An 18,899-nucleotide genomic window follows, 5' to 3' on the forward strand; every position below is an offset into this window, starting at 1 on the left:
ATTCAAAAATAATAATGCGCAATAAATTCATACTCACTTCTCTCGTTACACTTTTCACTTTCCTTGCAGGCGGGAATTTTTCTGCACAATCTTTACTCATTAAAAAAACTTACGTTAAGCCCGCCGACTACCAGCAATGGTGGGAAGCTGCTTTTTCCTATGAGAACGAATACGATTCTCTCGGAAGAAAAACAACGGAGACTACAAAAAAACAGGATCCAAAAACGGGAGCGTGGATTCAATTTGCCATTGACAATTATTCTTACAATTCGACCGGGAAACAATCTTTGAAAATCCATTACCGCGATTATAATGGAACAACAGGCATGATCCCGGAAGGGCGGCTTGAAAATTTTTATAACCGGAATGGTTTTTTATCCGAAAGCACTTACTCGCTCTGGGATAAGGACACGCAATCATGGAAAAAAGATTACTCCGATTTTTATCTCGTCGATAGTTCAGGAACTATTCTGTGTGATACGATGAAGGTTTGGTACAGTGATAAATCCGAATGGGAAGACAGACAGTACACAAAAACCGGGAAGGGACTTGGTAAAACTTTCAATCCGTGGGATCCGAAGACAACTTATAAATGGGAAAACAACGGATGGACAGCAGTAGAAAAGATCACTACAACTTTTGATTCTGCCAGCAATTCAATAACCGTTCATGAATCTGATCTGAATTATGGAGGCATCGGCTGGCATGATGAAGGATTCACCACGAGATATTATGATCCTAAAGGAAGAGTTGAGAAATTAGTTTGCGGAATTTACCCTGACTCATCTATTGCATTGTATGGAAATGAAACGCGGAAATATTATTACGATGAATATGGAGACAATATCCGGATCGAAAAATTTACATGGAACAGGAAAACAAATCAAGTGGATGATCTAGGAACTGAGATCATGGTTTACAAACATCTTGCGAAACCAAAACAAAACGTGCTCACAAAAAATGATACGGCGAAAGGAACACAAATGCTTCTTGCGGATAATGATATTCTGCTTTCACTTTCTCCGAAAAAGGATTCGCTGAAAATAACCAGAACAGGAAATGCGAATACAGAAAGTACGATTACTATTTTTGATGCGAGAGGAAATATGATCGCTTCTTTCGGAATGAAGGGAACTGAAATGACGATCAGTGTTGCCGAACTGCGGGCAGGATTCTATAATCTTTCACTCGAAAATGTTGATGATAATATTTTTGTGCTGAAGAATCTCGCGATCGAACGATGAAAGATTTAGCCCCGATCAGATGGTGAATTCCTGTCGCAGCATTTCTTTCCCGGTGCTGCTGGTATAAACAACAGCGTACGTTCCCGGTTTCCATCCCTGCACTTTCAATTCAAAATCAAAAGTGATGTCGCCTGCTTCACAATGTGTTTTATTTGGATTCTGAAAAAGTACGCGGCCGGTGGCGTCCACAATTTTTCCCTGCAATTCCACATCATCATCAGAATGGAATTCTATTGTGCCTTTCACTTCATCCGGCACACGCACAATCTGGTTCTCTTCATTCGTGGTGATATACTCTTTGGTATTGTACCAGGTTTCTTTCTGCCCCGTTAGTGAGCAAACATATTTCCGCAAGGCACCGGCTGTTTCTTCATCACCGGAAATATCCGACACACTTTCACTGTCGGTCACACACCAGATGCCTGACTGAATAAGACCGATATCATTCACTTTTGCGGAATCGAGATAATGAACAAGTTTCTGAAGACTGGAATTCTGCGTGTTTGAAATGGTGAACGTGGATTGTAAAGAAGGGCAATTATCATTTGCCTCGGTACAGAACGCATTGATGTTGATCATTTTTGTTTCTGATTTTCCGAGCACGAAAACCTGTTGATCCGGCATCACGAGTGTTTGTTCATTACTATCATCGGGAACAAAAGTTGTTCCGCGGGGCAATTCCACATTCAGCAATCCGCCGGAAATATTGGTCACTTGTAAATTGATGGAATTCCCCTCGAAAGTTCCTGTAGGAATGATCTTCATCGTGATCTTTTTTTCATCGAGTACCTGCCGGAAGGGAACCGGTGCATTCGATCCGGTGAAGGAAAAAAAAGTAATGCTGCCTGTGCAGAGCATAAAAATATTCCGGGAGATACGCATCGCTGAAAAGTTTTATTTCGTTTTACGGTGAAAGCTATATAGAAATAACGGTGCAGCGATGAGATTATTTTGTGAAGACTGATACGGCAAAAGGCGTATTCGATGAATTCCGGGTACTGAATTTATTCCTGGAATAATTTTTTACTTAGAGACAATCAACAATTTTTCTTCTTCCATTTTATTCCCATTCCGCATTATCAAAAAATAAATCCCTTCTGAAAATTCCGCAATGTCAATTTCATTTTTCCCGGCAGGAATATTTTTTCTCATCACTACTCTTCCCTGCATATCAACGATTGTAATTTCAGAATTTTCTCCGGCAAAAATATTCACAACATCATTTGCCGGATTTGGAAAAACATTGAACTCAGAACCCTGAACATTAAACCCGTCTTCCCCGGTAGGCCCCGAACAATAAACGGTCGCGGCCATATTCGCGGTGAGTTGCCCCGGTATTCCGAGATTAGTGGAATAATATTCTGCATTTGCATTTCCACCGGTGTACGTAACAATAGGAATTGTTGTAACAGGAATGGTAACAACAGAATCGCGGCAGCCGCTTTGCCCGAGTGAATTTGTTTTCACGCACCAGCTCGACCGGCCGTTGCTTGCACCATAATTACTTCCTGCAATGAAAAAACCTGCATCGGCACATTCGGCAACCGTAAATAATTTATCGTCCACACCGGGCGCACCATATTCTTTACTCCATGAAATATTTCCGCTCGTATCTGTTTTAATGAGATAACTATCGTTATACAATCCCAGCGACTGATTGATATAATATCCGCCGATGAGTAAATTATTATCCTGTGTTTTCAGTAACGTCCAGGCGCCATCATATTCCTCGTAATTTTTTTGCCAGCGGAAATTCCCGGAAGTGTCGGTCTTCGCGAGAAAAATATTATCGATCGTGGCATTGTACAATCCTTCGCCGGAAAAATAAAATCCAACGCCGGGATATTCCTGGAAATCATAAATGCGATCGAACCGCTGATTCTGCCCGAACGATTTCGCCCAGAGAATATTTCCATTGTTATCGAGCCGCACGAGATACGCTTCCGTTCCCACACCTGATGCGTAAGATGCCGTATAACCTGCGCACAAATAGCCGCCGGTAGAAACAGGTTTCGCCGCAAAAAATTCTTCGCCCTGAGTTCCTCCTATATATTTCGACCATTGCAAAACACCATTCGAATCGACTTTTATAACGTACGCGATCGGTTTAAATCCTGCGCCATTGATAGTATCGGCATAACCCGACATGATGAGTCCGCCATCGGGTGTGCGGGCGAGTGAATGCAATTCATCGGGCTCTGCATTTTTTCCATAACATTTCGACCAAAGGATCATTCCATTTGCATCGATCTTGGTAAGATAAAACTGGTAATTGCTGCTCACGACATTTCCGCCACCGAGATAATAGGCCCCCCAATTGGTTTGCAACGCATGAGAAATTTTTACACCGCCCACCGTTCTCGACCATTGCACTGCTCCTGAATTATCCATCTTCACAGCGAGTCCGCCATAAGGTGAACCGGATGAATATCCGCAAGCGAGGTAACCGCCATCGAGGGTAGAAATTCCACAAAGGAATTCATCATCATTGGCGACATCAAAATTTTTCTGAAAAGCCATTTGAGCCGGCGAAAAAAGGGGGACAAGAAATATTCCCGCGAGGAAAAAAGAAGTGAAAAGTTTCATGAGGTTGATTTTGCCTCTATAAAAGTAGGGAAACGAGATGAAACGGGTTCAATGGGAATTATCCGGCTAAGGCCGTGCTTGTTTTTTGTAAAAATTCCTGATTTTTTTTCAAACCCATGCAACCTATACCCAATTTCCTGCATCTACTAATTAAACAGGGCAACACAATTAGAAATAACTGTAAAAAAAGTACTCTGTTTACGTGTGTTTAACAAACCGGTTGGCTTACCGGAAAGTGGCGGGCAAAAAGGGTAGCCTTCTTCTCTTTGACGCTGCTGAAGGAATAAATCGGTGTGTAACGCCTGATCTGCTTGGGAGAACAGATCGGGCGTTCTTTATGTGTACGAACTACGAAATTGATGAAATACGAAATACGAAAAATTTACTAAAAGTTACCTGCCTACCGCAGGCAGGCAAAATACGAAAACGTGCGGAGTCATTGCGAGCAACACGAAGCAAGGTAGTGGCTCAGTTTGCTCTTTTCCGATTCCACTTCGCGCCTTGGCGCCGCAGCCTGCCCTGAAGAATTGAAGGGCGGTTCCTAAACCATTCTTTTATTAAACCGCAAAGACGCTAAGGCGCTAAGAATTTTCAAACTAACCCACTACCCGAAGCAATCTTGCGCGAGACAATTTGGTAACTTTTAGTAAATTTTTCGTATTTCGTACTACTCAGAATTTATCTCTCCTGAAAAACTCCTCCATCGTAATACCGTGTATTTCCAGGATGCGGGCGAGACTTTTTATGGTGATGTTGGTTTTTCCTTTTTCTATTCTCCAGTATTGCATCCGGGAAAGATTATTTTCTACTGCAAATGATTCGTAACTTTTATATCCTTTTTTCTTCCTCAGCTGAGTCAGTTTATTTCCTATAGAAAGAAGAATGATGTGGTGCTTATCCATTCCCGAAAATTCCTAAAGAAACGCGACACGTGTTACCACATATATGGTATCTATCAGTTAATACAACTTTTATGAGGTATTTTATTAATTTCACGCTCACATTTATTCTACAATTTATGAAAGCTGAAAGAGATGTCAAACAGATATACACACCATTTATCAAATGGTTTGTTTTTGAAAGCACTGACCGGAACTGACATCTTAATGACGATTTGTGGATAAACTTTCTTCACTAGAAATTCTTAAAAATCTTCGCGCACTGGACCGTGCGGTAGATTCCAGCATGATCTGTTCGATCACTGACATTAACGGGATCATCATTTACGCGAATGAACTTTTCTGCAGCACCACCAAATTCACGAGGGAAGAACTCATCGGGAAAGATCACAATATCCTGAACTCCGGTTTTCATCCCCCGGAATTTTTTATCGAAATGTGGAATTCACTCCGGAGTGGGAAGATCTGGCACGGAGAGATCCGAAACAGGGCGAAGGATGGAAGTTTTTTCTGGGTAGATACGATGATCATCCCCGTGGTTGACCACAGTGGTTCTATAGCAAGGTTTTTATTTCTTCGCCAACTCATCAACGATAAAAAGCAAATGGAAATGGAACGCGAACAATACCTGCGTTCGCTGGAAGACATGATCACCATGATCTCGCATCGCGTGCGTGCACCCATCTCCACCATTAAAGGATTAGTAAGCGATTATCTAAAGAATATGCATCAACTGAGTCCGAAGGAACAGGAAAAAATCTTCTCCTACCTGAAAAATGCTTCCGATGATCTTGAACAATTCACGCAGGAACTTATGAACGTGCTGCACGAGCAACTCCGTGAAAAAAAAACAGGGTACTGATTACGAATGCTGCGGAAATACACCCGCCTGCTTGCCCGCGCATACGGGCGGGAATAACGAAGTCGGGCAGGGATCACCGATTGAGAAAAAATTCCGGGAACGAAATATTCATCTTATTATTTGAAGCATTGGAATTATTCTAAGCCGCAGAAGAATTTCACTTAGGAATGCTGTCCTTATTCGCGGCTGCGCGCAGGAGACTGTCGCGGTGCAATACTGAATTTGAAATTGAATCAGCAATGTGCTGCTGCCTCGCATACATTTTCTGCTGCTGTTCCATCTGCGTTATTTTTTTCAGGCTGTCTTCACGCCTTTCCTGCGCGCCGAGTGTCATTCTTATTCTCACCTGGTTTTCCTGGTCCGAATTTGATTTTGAATTATCGCCCGAAGAAATGGAATGTGCATTGGCAGAAGAAGCGAAAGAATTGCCCGGGGAATTTGAATCGGCCGTATTTGTATGTCTGTGATTTTTTCCAGGAGTAAGCGCATCGGAATCTTCATCACTCGGATCGAATTTCCTTTTATTCGAAGTAGGTTGCGCATACTTATGATTCTTCTTATCGTTCGAAACCAATGAAGCATCATTAGCAGGAAGCGAAGGCTTGTCATTGTTGTGAACTGAATTATTTCCGCTGACATTATTTCCATTGGAAGAATTAACTGCATCGTTATTTGCGTTCACGTTACGGGCATCATTATTATTTGTTGTGGTAATGTCACCCGGTTTTGTTTGACCGGATGGAAGATCCTGTTTTGAAGTAACGCCGGTCCCGGGATCATTGTAATTCCAGCCGGCAAGAGAAGAAACTTTATCGCCGGAAAAATATTTTTTTATTTCACCGGAATAAAAAATTGCGGAAATGCCGGCCACCAACAATATTCCCGATAACCACCAGACCCATGCCGAAGGTTTTTTCTGCGTATCATCCATCCGCGATTCGATTTTTTTCCAGGCCGAATCAGGCGGGGTTACTTCCTCCTCCGATAATTTCTGTCCGAAGAGCCGGTCAGTTTCATGTGTGTAGTTTTTTTCTTTCATCGCGCTGGATTTTCTGTGATTTTTTCTTTCATGATCTTACGCAGCATTTCCTGGAGGAAACCGCGTGCTTTTGACAACTGGCTTTTTGATGTTCCTTCACTGATGCCAAGCATCTCCCCGATCTCTTTGTGCGAATAACCTTCGATCGCAAAGAGATTGAACACGACGCGGTAACCTTCGGGAAGTGTGTTGAGCATTTTCTTCAGTTCTTTTGCATTTATTTCATCAGCAGTGTTAGAATAACTTTCAGGATGATAATTGGAAGAAAGATCATCAATGTCGCGGAAATCGGGTTCCCGTTTTTTCGTGCGCAGGTGCATGAGCGCTGTATTCACGATCACACGCCTTATCCATCCTTCGAGCGAACCATCGCGGCGGAACGAATGAATACTTTTGAAAACCGTGACGAAACCTTCCTGCAACACATCTTCCGCTTCTTCACGATTACGGCAATACCTTAAACATAAAGCAAACATTTTTCCTGAGTGTTTTTTGTATAACATCTCCTGGAATTCGCGTTTGCCCGAAATACATCCTTCCAGAATGTGATCATCGGTTGCCAAGTCGGATAGCTTCTTCTACTACTAAAGATGCGAAATAAGAGTGAAAAGTTGCCTGTAAATCTGAGATTTGTTACTGGTCATTAGAGAATGGTCATTTGTTGTTTGTCATTAGTGACTTGTTTAAATATTAACACCAATGACAAATGACCAAAGACTCATTTCATATCGCGGATCACATTCGCTCCTTCGCTGATGTACGGATCTTTTTTCATTTTATCGATCGCATCATTCTTGCGCGCCATTTTTGCCGTATCGCCGGCCAGCGCTGCTTTATCCACATCGAGCATGTACACATTCAATCCTTTGATCGGATCTTCGAGCGGTTTGAATTTTTTATTCGCCTCCTCCATCGCCTGTCGCGACGCCTGATAATCGGGAAGATAAAGTGACTTGAGTGTATTGTCTTTCTCTCCCTTCAACTGATCCGATTTTTCTTTGATGAGCGTGAATTCGGGGCTCGCGGCCACGCGGGAAGAACTGTTATTTTTCAGTTTGTTGTAATCGGGTTCTTTTTTCCACATCATGTAGATCGCCGGAGGAATCTGGTCCCAGTCGAGCGGGTAGTCGAGATCTTTTTCTCCCTGTTCATCATAATCATAATAACCGGGAAGACGAATGTCGGGAGTAACGCCGCGCAGTTGAGTAGATCCTCCATTCACGCGATAGAATTTCTGGATCGTTACTTTCAATGAACCGAGTGGCATGAGATTTTCACTTCCTTTTGCCAGCCCGCGATCAAGATCATAGAAATTCTGCACCGTTCCTTTTCCGAATGAAGAAGAGGAAGAACCAATGATCACGCCGCGATGATAATCCTGTATTGCTGCAGCAAGAATTTCAGAAGCCGATGCACTGTTGTCATTGATGAGCACTACGAGTGGCCCATCATAAACTATTTTTCCTTTATCAGGATCATCGTAAGGAGTAACGCCCTGGTCGCGCGATTTTACCTGCACAACCGGTCCGTCGGGAATGAAAAGCCCCATCATCTTGATCACTTCGGAAAGTGAACCACCGCCATTGTCACGCAGATCAAGAATTACACCGGTAACTTTTGCATCTTCCAGTTTCAGCAATTCTGCTTTCACATCATCGGAACACTGGTGGCCGGCGCTTTTGTCTTTTGTAAAATCGGCATAGAAAGAAGGAAGCCGGATGTAGCCGATCTTTTTTCCCTGGTCGATGATCATACTCTGCGCAAAAGTTTCATCGAGAATCACCACATCGCGCACCAGTGGAATGACGACAATGGATCCGTCCGGTTTTTTCACAGTGAGCCGCACTTCAGTTCCTTTTTTTCCGCGAATGAGTTTCACCGCCTGATCCACGCGCATGCCGCTGATGTCAACAGGATCTTTATCGCCTTGCGCAACTTTCAGAATGAGATCATTCACTTTCAGTTCTCCTTCTTTCCAGCAAGGACTTCCGGTAACTATGCTCGTGACTTTAATGTAACCGTCTTTTTCCTGGAGCGTTGCACCTATTCCTTCGAGTTGGCCCGACATGCTGATGTCGAAATCATCTTTCGCAGCGGGAGCAAAAAATTCCGTGTGCGGATCGAAAACACCGACAACGACATTGAGATAAACCGACATGCGGTCATCGCGATCCACTTTATCGAGGCGATCGAAAATATCGTTCTCTGTTTTCAGAAGATTATTGCGCGATTCACGTTCCATTGTTGAATCGGCTTTCGGAGTAAAATCTTTTTTCCCGTCGGCGATATTTTTATCCTGTTCTTTTTTTGAATCGACGAAGCGAACCATCACCTGGTACTTGAGATATTTTCTCCACGCTTCTTTCATATCATTCTGATCTTTCGGAAAACCGGATTTGTCGGGATCGAGTTCTACATTTTCTTTGGCTGTAAAATCAAAAGGACGGGAAAGAATGTCAGTGTAGTAAGTGCGGTCATCTTTCACGCGCTGTTTTACAATATCGATTTCGCGATTGAAAAAATCGAACGTCTCACTCTTCACCTCATCATCAATGTCGCTGTAATATTTATTCTTCATCTCATCAATATCACTTTGCAGGAATATTTTTTTGCTGTAATCGGTGCGCTTGATGTACGTGTCGAAAACTTTGTGTGAATAATCGTCGTTGATCGCTACGGGGTTGTAGTGAAATGTTTCCAGCACTTTCATCGAGATATCGAGAATGGCTTTTTCTTTCGGTGAATTTATTTCATCAGCAGGTTTGAAAGCATTCGCACAACGCGTACCGAGAAAAGTATATGCTGCAAGGCCGAGAACGACCGGGACTGCGAAAATGACTACACGGAACTTTTTCATGAAATTGTTTATTGTATAACAACGAAATTACTCAAAAAGCGTGCTGTTTTTTCTTAAGTTCTGTTAAGCCGCCAATGGAGTTGATAAGTGGTAATTATCGGATGTAATTGAACAAAAACTATTGATGCAGTATTCTGCTGAAAGCATTCTTTCCCAAATAATGATTGGTACACGAAAAATAATATTGCCACTCTTGCCCTCCTGCTCATTGGCTTTTGCTTCGGCAGGCGGGGATTCCCACAGATTACGCACAGATTATTTTCAATGCTGCTGCCGCCTTCTGCTTACTGCATGATCTCTTCTATCCGCGCAAGTGTTGACACATCACTCCAGTCAGCCGCGCCGATCTCTGAGAACGCCACGTGCCCGTGTTTGTCAATGATGTAAGTGGTAGGATACGTATTGATATTCAGTTCATGAAATTTTTTCTGCGAGATGAGATATTGAAAATGATAATCGTGTTGTGCAGAAAAGTTTTTGATCTTCGCCGGATCCTCTTCTGAAACGGTAATAAAAATAATTTTTGAAGAATCGAGTTGCATGCGCGCCGCTTCTATAGTGGGCAATTCTTCCACGCATGGGCCGCACCAGGTTTCCCAGAAATTCACGAAGACTGTTTTTCCCTTAAAGGCGCTCAGCTTCACCGGTGTGCCATCGAGGGTTTTGAATTCCATATCTGTTGTAATGGCCGGTGGAACCCGATACTTGAACCAGAGATAAACCAATAGAATTCCACCGAGAGCAAAGAAGGTGACGTTGATCCAGAATTTCCGATCGATCTTTATTTTATTGAACACAGAGAAAATTTTAGAGAATAATTTTTTTAATACGCAAGGATCTTTTCAATCGCCGCAGAAACTTTTTCTTCATTCGGAAGCATCGTGTGTTCGAGTATAGAATTAAGCGGAATAGCGGGAAGATTTTCGGCGCCCACAAGTTCCACAGGAGCATCGAGCGATTCGAAACAGAATTTAGAAATTCTTCCTGCGAGCGCCTGCGCGAAACTATTGTTGTAGGATTCTTCTGTCAATACCAGGCAACGTGAATGTTTGCGCACGGAATTGAAAACCGTTTCTTCATCAAGCGGAACAAGTGTACGCAGATCGACGATCTCGATTTTTCCCGGAAAATTCTTCGAAGCATTCTTAGCCCAGTAAACGCCCATTCCGTAAGTGATGATCGTGAGTGTGGAATTTTTTTCCGAAGCAGAAACTTCCTGTACCATTCTCGCTTTTCCGAATGGAATAATGTATTCTTCGTCGGGCTCAATCGTTTTCGCTTCTTCTGTTCCTTTTATTTTGGACCAATAAAGTCCTTTGTGTTCCAACACAACCACCGGGTTCGGATCATAGAACGCCGCTTTCAAAAGTCCTTTCAGGTCGGCGCCGGTAGAAGGATAAGCAATTTTAATTCCGCGGATATTGCACAGAACAGATTCAACGGAAGAACTGTGATAAGGCCCGCCGCTTCCGTACGCGCCTATGGGCACACGTATCACGCAATTCACCGGCCATTTTCCATTCGACAGATAATTCGATCGACTCACTTCCGTAAAAAGCTGATTCAATCCCGGCCAGATATAATCTGCGAACTGAACTTCTACAATGGGTTTGCATCCTGTTGCCGACATTCCCACTGTAGAACCAATGATGAACGCTTCCTGTATCGGCGTATTGAAAACACGATTGTCTCCGAATTTTTGCGCAAGTGTTGCTGCTTCACGGAAAACTCCGCCCAATCTTCCGCCCACATCCTGTCCGTACAGCAATGCTTCCGGGTGTTTGGCAAGAATTTCCTGCACAGCGAAAAGTGCGCAATCCACCATCACTGTTTTTTCTTTTCCTGCCGGTTCACGCACACCTTTTTCTTCTGTCACCGGTGTTGGAGCAAAATCAAAATTGAAAAGATCTTCGGGACGCGGATCTTCTGCTGCCAATGCGCGATCATAATCTTCAGCAACTTTTTTTTCTGCTTTTAATTTTATTTCATCAAGATCTTTTGCATCAAGCCCGGCAACTATAAGTTGATTTCTCAGTTTGGGAAAAGGATCGCGCCGTGCAGCTTCATCGAGATCATTGCGGTACCATTCTTTTCTCACGCCTGATGTATGATGATTCAGCAATGGAACTCGTGCGTGAATAAGAAACGGCCGACGCTCTTTGCGCATGACCGCGATCACATCGCGCAAGGTTTCATACGAGCGCATGAAATCTGTTCCGTCAATGGTTTTTGTTTCGAGCCCTTTGAATCCGCGCGCGTATTCGCTCGCATCCATGGCGCGCGTTTCTTTCGCGGTAGCAGAAATATCCCATTCATTATCCTGCACAATGTAGAGTATCGGTAATTTTTTCAGCACCGCCATCTGGAAAGCTTCGGCCACCTCTCCTTCGGTAATGCACGCATCCCCGAGCGAGCACGCGATGATGGGATTTTCTCCTTTGAAATCTTCGGCGATCTTTTGTTCTTCAAGATATTTCAATCCCATCGCAACACCTGTACTCGGAATGGCCTGCATTCCTGTAGCGGAACTCTGCATTGGAATTTTCGGTTTATCATCACGGCGCAATGCAGGATGCGAATAATAAGTTCTTCCACCGGAAAAAGGATCGTCGCGTTTCGCCATTAATTGCAGCATCAACTCATACGGTTCCATTCCTATTCCGAGAAGAATACTGTCGTCACGATAATACGCAGAAAGAAAATCCTGTTTTTTCAGTTGCAATCCAAGAGCGAGCTGAATGGCTTCATGTCCGCGTGAAGTAGCGTGTACATATTTTGCGGTTACTTCTTTGTGCGCTTCATAAATTTCGGTCATTGCTTTTGCGGTACACATAAGCTCGAAAGCTTTCAGCGCTACAGATACCGGCACAGCTGCTTTTGCACGTTGTTCACTCACGGGAGAGGCCATCTTTTAAAAGGAAAAAAAAATTGAGGTGGAAAACGAAGATACAAAGTAATGTGGTAATGTGCCAATATTACAACTCCAGGGAAACCATTACCACATCAGCACATTTCCTCATTAGCAATATTCCCCTGTTACCCAATCGTGTTCTTATATTGAAGGCATATTAGCATGAAAGAACAAAATCCCACCTATCAGCTTCTGTCCGGAAGAAGTGAAGCGTCTGTAAAAACTATTTACGAGCGTTACGGGAAAAAACTTTTCTTATTCGCGAAGCATAAATGGAAAATGAATGAGGACGACTCGTGGGACGTTGTGTACAAAACGCTCTATCGTGTGATCGATACTTATCCCGGTTACAAATTTGCTTCCGAAGAAAAATTCTCGGCATTTGTCTTCACTATTTTCATCAATTATCTGAGGAATTTTTACCGTGACAGGAAAAATCTTCCCGGAGAAATAACAGAGCTGGATGAGAATTTTTCTGAAGCGGTGATCGAAAGCGAAACGAGTATTTCTCCGGTCCTGCATCTCCTCGTGTGCGAGCTTGATCAACTCGAAGACTGGGAGAGAATCCTGCTGCTGATGCGGAGCCAGGATGTTCCGTATGCGGAGATCGCAAAATTCATTGACAAACCGGAAGAACAATTGAAAGTTTACTATCAACGGCTGAAGAAAAAACTTTCGGAAAAATTAATCGGAAAAATCTACACTTCTAAAACAGGCACACATGGAAACCACGGAAAATAATTTTATCAGCGATCATCAATTCGATGTCCTGCTCCGCCATGCGCTGCTCGGTAAAGAAGAATTGTTCAACGAAAAAAATATTGAAAAAATGGCAAACTCAGTTTTCAGTCAGCCGGCAGAAGAGATTTCTGTAGCTGATAACCGCGCGATCATTGAAAAACTTGTAAATGATCTCCGTAAAGGCGGAAACAAATGGAGAATGAATATTTTTATTCTCATCGCAATTTTATTGACGGCGACGACGATTTTCTTTTTCTTTCATCACGGAAATAATGCAGCGATCTCTCACAACGATTCACTGAACAAAGGACTGATCCTGTCATCAGGCGCTGCAACGGATCACCAAACACCGGAACCACCGATCACAGAGAATCCTCTTCCGGTCACGAATCCGCAAATTCTTGCGCTGTTCGATTCATTGGAAGACAGCACCGATGTTCCCGAACAGATACCGCAGCATGGCGAACAACATTACGTGATGAACGATTCGCACATGAAGGAAGATTATTCTCTGCAGTATATAGATATTCCAACACTCACCGAGGAACAGAAAATTCAAACCGGGAAAGACAAAATGAAAATGATGAAAAACATTGCAAGAAAAAAAACGTACGGAAATTTACCGCCGGGAAAAACCATCGTGAACGGAAAAATGGTGAACGTCGATGGTTTTTCCATTGAGAACTCGGAAGTTTCTAATCTTGAATACAGGACATTTTTGAATGATCTTCTTGTGGAAGGAAAGGATGACGAATATTTATTGGCGGCCCCGGTAAAAGGCCAATGGAAAACTGCAGGCATTCCCGAATTTGAAGAGGTGTATTTCACAAGCGCGAAGTACAATGATTTTCCCGCGGTGAGCATGACGCGAAAAGGAGCCGAACTTTATTGCGAGTGGCTGACAGAATCAATGAAGGGAGCCATTAATTCAAAACAGGTAAAGTGGAGCGGAGATGCGTTGCCCGATTTCCGGTTGCCTTCGGATGCCGAATGGATCTACGCAGCACGAGGATGCGATTCTACTGCGATGAAATATCCGTGGGGAAAATTTGTGCCGGACAGTGTGCAGAATAAGAACGGATGCTTCCTCTGCGATTTCAATTATACTTCTTCAAAAGATTATTTTGCGGGTAAACACATTTGCGCAGGTTATCAGAAACTAAAACAAGCCGGATTTAACAGGGAAATTATTACTACAGCCGGACTCGCGATCGACAGCCTGCTCACCTGCCCTGTGTATTCTTACAACCCGAATTCAACCGGACAATACTGCATGCTTGGAGATGTTTCGGAAATGGTCTGGACACTTGAAGCCGGCTCCGATCAACACGGTGCTCCACGTGCTATGGGCGGAAACTGGAATTCTTATGTGGATAATATCAGGATAGAAGCACCGGAACAATATGTCGGATTTACAGATGCATCACCAATGATCGGGTTCCGTCCTGCAATGAATGGCCATTACAATTATTCTATGATAAAAAAAGTGAAGTTGTAATTGATCTTGCATTTTTTCTGATTGAGAAATTTTATGAAAAATCCGACATTACAATTTGTGATGCCGGATTTTTTTTGCTCAAATTAAAAATCGTCTTCACGAATTGATCAATTCCCTGATGATGGAAAGATGATGATCGTCGTGCTCTGCAATGAAATACGCCATATCGACGACGCGCATATTTTTTTTCAGGCGCGGGTGCAGCGCGGATTGCGCGGGAGAAAGTTTTTTCAATCGAGAAATAAATTTAAGCCGTTCTTCGCGGAATTCTTTGATCAATTCTGCAAGATCGCGTTTGTTGTGATCTGCTTCCTGCGTTTTTTTATTCGTCATGTCGGCAGGCCGTAATTCTTTTTTTTCACTGGTAAAATCATCGATGCGCCCGTCATGCAATTCATCGAGGCCGATGAGATGGCCTATATGTTCGAGTATGCTCCACGAATTATTATTTTTCTTCCTGAGAATTTCCAATGAGCTGTTTTTTGTCATCTCTTCAATTCTCGCTGCTGTCCCGTACAGGCGTTCGAGAATAAAAGGAAAATTCCCCGGCGGAAAATCAAAAATAAATTCGCGTGATGTCCATTTGATGGATGGCATTGCTGGAAAAAATTAAAAACCAAATTCAAAATCTCATTTGATCTTTCTATCGAGATCTATCGTCGCACTATCACCACTCATCACATCAGGATGTGAAATGATAATGTGCGTTTGCCCGCTTTGATTTTTCCAGAAAATGAAATAGGAAATATTTTTTACCAGCTGTCGTTTCATATCGGCGTCGGTGAGCCCTGTGAAAAATTTCTGTGCAGCGGTGGTCACATCGGGCGGGCCGGACTCCGAAAGTTCCTGCACGAGTTTACCTGTACGCGCGATCACGTCTGTGGAATCGATCGTGCTTATTTTCCCGAACCAGTTTGCTTTCCAGCAGGCGATCATTCCGGCAACATTCGGTTCACTTCCGAAATCACTGTTCAGCGCGAGGCGCATTTTTTCGCTTCCTGCAACGGAATCCGGAATTTCAATTACCTGGTCGCTGGTCAGGAATCTTTTGTAATCGGCCACGGTTCTTTTGCCGAGATATCCTTTTGCAAAAAGATAATCGTCCATCAGGTTCAATCCAATGGAAATATCATAGCCCGGTTCGCGCGACCAGTTGCTACTCCAGCAGGCAAGCGTTGCTTTCTCGATCTCAGTGGAGGAGCCGGTTGTTGCATTTGTTTTCGGTGCGTCGGAACAGCGGATAAATCCGATACATAAAAATAAGGGGAGAATTTTTTTCATTTTTATTTTTTTATGGCATTAATTCTGATAATTCCATCCAGCGGAAACTTTTTTCTTCCAGTTCTTTTTCGATAACTGCAAATCGTTCTGAAAGTTTTATCAGTTCTTCATGATCGGAAATTACAGAAAGTTTTTCAGTGATCGATTTTTTTTCTTTTTCCAGCAATGGAATTTCCTTCTCCAGCTTCTCAAATTCGAATTTTTCCTTAAAAGAGGGTTTCTTCCTGGAAGAGAGATCGGTATTCCCGGCTTTCGCGGCAACTTCCTTTTCAACATCCGTTTCTTTCTCAATCTTTGAATCCTGCCTGGCCGCCACGACGGGAATCCTTGAATTATTGAATTCCCTCCACTGCGAATAATTTCCCGGAAAATCTTTTACCACACCATCGCCTTCAAAAACAAAAAGATGATCGACGAGCTTATCCATGAAATAACGATCGTGCGAAACAATAAGTACACATCCCGGAAAATCTGCAATAAATTCCTCGAGAATTCCGAGGGTAAGAATATCGAGATCATTTGTTGGCTCATCGAGAATAAGAAAATTCGGGTTCTTCATGAGAATCGTGAGAAGATATAATCTTCTTTTTTCTCCGCCGCTCAATGAAGAAACAAAACTGAAATGCGAATGCGGTGTGAAAAGAAATCGCTGCAGCATCTGCGAGGCAGAAAGTTTCGCGCCATCCGCCAACGGGAAATATTCTGCAATATCTTTCACCACTTCGATCACTCTTTTGTCTTCTTTCAATACCATTCCTGATTGCGAATAATAACCGAACACGATTGTTTCTCCCGGTTGTATTTTTCCGGAATCGAGCGGTTCTGCTCCAAGTATCATATTGAGAAAAGTGGATTTTCCCGATCCGTTCTTTCCGATAACGCCAATCTTCTCTCCACGCTTGAAAGTGTAATCGAATTGCTGAAGTATTTTTTTTTCGCCGAAACTTTTATTCACGCGTATCATCTCAATGATCTTCCCGCCCATGCGCGACATTTTCACTTCGAGTTTCAATTCTTCTTCTGGCAACTTCCCTCGTGCTTTTTCAGCAACAGTTTTGAACGCATCTTTTCTTGCTTTCTGTTTTGTTCCGCGCGCACGCGGCATCTTGCGCACCCACACAAGCTCACGCCGGTAAAGATTTCTTGCTTTCTCCAGCGAACTTGCTTCCTGCTCTTCCCGTTCTGCTTTTCGCTCAATGAAAAAAGAAAAGTCACCATCGTAATTGTAAAGCTGTTCATTGTCGATCTCGATAATGCGTTCACACACACGGTCGAGAAAATACCGGTCGTGCGTAACGAGCAGGAGCGTGTGCCCGCGCGAAGTGAGATAACCTTCGAGCCACTCGATCATATCGAAGTCGAGATGATTCGTCGGTTCATCGAGAATGAGAAATTCCGGTTCGGAAATGAGCAACTGCGCAAGCGCGAGACGTTTTTTCTGTCCGCCGGAAAGCGTTCCTGCTTTCTGAGCGAGATCCGTGAATCCCAATTTTGAAAGCAGCGTGCGCACATCATTCTCGTGATCCCATCCGTTCAGTGCGGTAATGAGTTCATTCAATTCATGCAAACGTTTCTGTGCAGAAACAGATTCATCGTGCCTGGTTTTTTCAAGCACGATCTCGTATTCGCGCACCATTTTCGAAACTTCCGATTCACCGAGCAACGCAGATTCGATCACCGTTTTTGTTTCATCGAATTCCGGTTCCTGGTCCAGCATCCCGATGCGCAGATCTTTCCGCAGCACCACTTTCCCCCTGTCAGGAGTATCTTTTCCGCAGAGAATATTCAGCAGCGTAGATTTTCCTGCACCGTTTTTTGCAATGAGCGCCACACGTTCACCCTCTTCAAGGCCGAAACTCACTTCCTTAAAAAGAACGCGTTCGCCATAAGATTTCGAAATATTTTCTACCGAGAGTAAATTCACAGGGCGTGAAATTACGATTATAGATCAAGGTAGAGTGAAGATCAAATAATTGGTGGTGGCGGTTATTAAAATTTCGTTTTGCCTTTGCGCCTTCGTATATTGGTATAAGGCGCAATGACGCGAAGAATAAAATGGTGGCCGCTTTCAATAATACTTATAAGAATAACGGATATCTGTAATTCCCTGCGATTGTTTCGACGGAGTATGTTTGATCTCCGTTAGCTGCCCTTTCTCATTATAACTTCTCGTGATCCGGCAAGAGCGTTCTCCATTTTTGTTTCTGCCTATATAAGTGGCCATGTTATAATTTAAATTATATCTCGCTGAGTAAATCAATAAATTTTTCACTCCGCGATTATAATAATCGGAACAGGTTACTCTTCCCTGCTTGTCATAATAATCAATGATCGTTAAAATCAATTTTGATTTTTCATCATAGAAAAAACAAGAATCACAATGATGAAGGCTGTCGGAATGAATTATTCGTGATGAATAAGCTCCGGTGTATTCTTCATCCCAATGCGTTTTGTTTTTTTCAGACGGTTCTGTATGACGGTGAATGACCGTATCGTTTCCGGTAATTCTTTTTTCGACAAGCAGCGTATCACCATATCTTTCATGAATGACCAAATAACCGGGACGATAAGAGTAATCCGTATTTCCTGAATTAAAAAAAAGAGTACTGTCACTAAAAACATCATTCTCTTTTGTAACGGACTTTGTCAATTTTCCATTCAAATAAAAATAATCGGAATGTGAGTGGTAATTCGCCTTGTCGAGAATGCTGCGGTAATCAGCGGAAGCGATATTACCATTCTTATCATACTTTCCCGTTTGGATAACCGCCGTATCGAGCAAAGTGGAATCGCGCTGAGATCTTTTTTTATAATACGTAACGAGCACTGTGGTTTTCTGTTCGCCGATATTGTTTTTTTTAACGTAATCGGAAGCATAGCGCACATCTGTTCCGTAAACCTGTGCAAAAAAATGAGCGGGAATAAAAAGGGAAGTAAGTAGAATTTTTTTCATCCGGTGTGAATTTACTGCTATAACGTTT

General features: G+C 43.0%; 16 protein-coding genes. 4 read left to right on the plus strand and 12 right to left on the minus strand.

Annotation, left to right across the window (positions count from 1 at the left end; all coding sequences use genetic code 11):
• Positions 1–14: 14 nt before the first annotated feature.
• On the plus strand, positions 15–1,244 hold the full coding sequence (locus HY064_01305) for a hypothetical protein (protein ID MBI3509271.1): 1,230 nt from the start codon (positions 15–17) through the stop codon (positions 1,242–1,244).
• Positions 1,245–1,259: 15 nt separating this feature from the next.
• Here HY064_01305 and HY064_01310 read toward each other — a convergent pair whose 3' ends face one another.
• From HY064_01310 to HY064_01320, 3 genes are all read right to left on the minus strand, one after another.
• Positions 1,260–2,126, minus strand: a complete 867-nt coding sequence (locus tag HY064_01310) for a hypothetical protein (GenBank protein ID MBI3509272.1) — start codon at positions 2,124–2,126, stop codon at positions 1,260–1,262.
• Between the two features lie 141 nt (positions 2,127–2,267).
• A complete protein-coding gene (locus tag HY064_01315; GenBank protein ID MBI3509273.1) occupies positions 2,268–3,830 on the minus strand; it encodes a T9SS type A sorting domain-containing protein in 1,563 nt (520 codons plus the stop codon).
• A gap of 671 nt (positions 3,831–4,501) precedes the next feature.
• Positions 4,502–4,732, minus strand: coding sequence for a helix-turn-helix transcriptional regulator (locus HY064_01320; GenBank protein ID MBI3509274.1), 231 nt, complete (start codon positions 4,730–4,732; stop codon positions 4,502–4,504).
• A gap of 214 nt (positions 4,733–4,946) precedes the next feature.
• On the opposite strand from HY064_01320, the gene HY064_01325 reads away from it, so the two are divergent.
• On the plus strand, positions 4,947–5,591 hold the full coding sequence (locus HY064_01325; protein MBI3509275.1) for a PAS domain-containing protein: 645 nt from the start codon (positions 4,947–4,949) through the stop codon (positions 5,589–5,591).
• Between the two features lie 157 nt (positions 5,592–5,748).
• Here the strand turns inward: HY064_01325 and HY064_01330 are convergent, their stop codons facing one another.
• The 5 genes from HY064_01330 to HY064_01350 form a co-directional block, all read right to left on the minus strand.
• Entirely contained in the window at positions 5,749–6,630 is an 882-nt protein-coding gene (locus tag HY064_01330; GenBank protein MBI3509276.1) for a hypothetical protein, read from the minus strand.
• Positions 6,627–7,133, minus strand: coding sequence for a sigma-70 family RNA polymerase sigma factor (locus tag HY064_01335; GenBank protein MBI3509277.1), 507 nt, complete (start codon positions 7,131–7,133; stop codon positions 6,627–6,629). The genes HY064_01330 and HY064_01335 overlap by 4 nt, the downstream gene beginning before the upstream one ends.
• A 215-nt stretch (positions 7,134–7,348) precedes the next feature.
• The gene (locus HY064_01340; GenBank protein ID MBI3509278.1) at positions 7,349–9,487 is read right to left on the minus strand and encodes a carboxy terminal-processing peptidase; all 2,139 of its coding nucleotides are present in this window, start codon (positions 9,485–9,487) and stop codon (positions 7,349–7,351) included.
• Positions 9,488–9,771: 284 nt separating this feature from the next.
• Positions 9,772–10,284: a TlpA family protein disulfide reductase gene (locus HY064_01345; protein MBI3509279.1), complete on the minus strand. Its 513-nt coding sequence runs from the start codon at positions 10,282–10,284 to the stop codon at positions 9,772–9,774.
• 26 nt (positions 10,285–10,310) lie between these two features.
• Complete coding sequence (locus HY064_01350; protein MBI3509280.1) at positions 10,311–12,395, minus strand: tungsten formylmethanofuran dehydrogenase; 2,085 nt, start codon at positions 12,393–12,395, stop codon at positions 10,311–10,313.
• A gap of 165 nt (positions 12,396–12,560) precedes the next feature.
• On the opposite strand from HY064_01350, the gene HY064_01355 reads away from it, so the two are divergent.
• Together HY064_01355 and HY064_01360 are read left to right on the plus strand one after the other, a co-directional pair.
• Positions 12,561–13,139, plus strand: a complete 579-nt coding sequence (locus HY064_01355) for a sigma-70 family RNA polymerase sigma factor (protein MBI3509281.1) — start codon at positions 12,561–12,563, stop codon at positions 13,137–13,139.
• Positions 13,120–14,637, plus strand: coding sequence for an SUMF1/EgtB/PvdO family nonheme iron enzyme (locus tag HY064_01360; protein MBI3509282.1), 1,518 nt, complete (start codon positions 13,120–13,122; stop codon positions 14,635–14,637). The genes HY064_01355 and HY064_01360 overlap by 20 nt, the downstream gene beginning before the upstream one ends.
• Before the next feature lie 96 nt (positions 14,638–14,733).
• Here HY064_01360 and HY064_01365 read toward each other — a convergent pair whose 3' ends face one another.
• From HY064_01365 to HY064_01380, 4 genes are all read right to left on the minus strand, one after another.
• Positions 14,734–15,234, minus strand: coding sequence for a DinB family protein (locus HY064_01365; GenBank protein MBI3509283.1), 501 nt, complete (start codon positions 15,232–15,234; stop codon positions 14,734–14,736).
• Positions 15,235–15,267: 33 nt separating this feature from the next.
• Positions 15,268–15,918: a hypothetical protein gene (locus tag HY064_01370; protein ID MBI3509284.1), complete on the minus strand. Its 651-nt coding sequence runs from the start codon at positions 15,916–15,918 to the stop codon at positions 15,268–15,270.
• A 10-nt stretch (positions 15,919–15,928) separates the two neighbouring features.
• Entirely contained in the window at positions 15,929–17,842 is a 1,914-nt protein-coding gene (locus HY064_01375; protein ID MBI3509285.1) for an ABC-F family ATP-binding cassette domain-containing protein, read from the minus strand.
• Between the two features lie 144 nt (positions 17,843–17,986).
• Positions 17,987–18,871: a hypothetical protein gene (locus HY064_01380; protein ID MBI3509286.1), complete on the minus strand. Its 885-nt coding sequence runs from the start codon at positions 18,869–18,871 to the stop codon at positions 17,987–17,989.
• Positions 18,872–18,899 lie beyond the last annotated feature (28 nt).

The sequence above is a fragment of the Bacteroidota bacterium genome, from assembly GCA_016194975.1.
In the GTDB taxonomy this organism is placed as follows: Bacteria; Bacteroidota; Bacteroidia; order Palsa-965; family Palsa-965.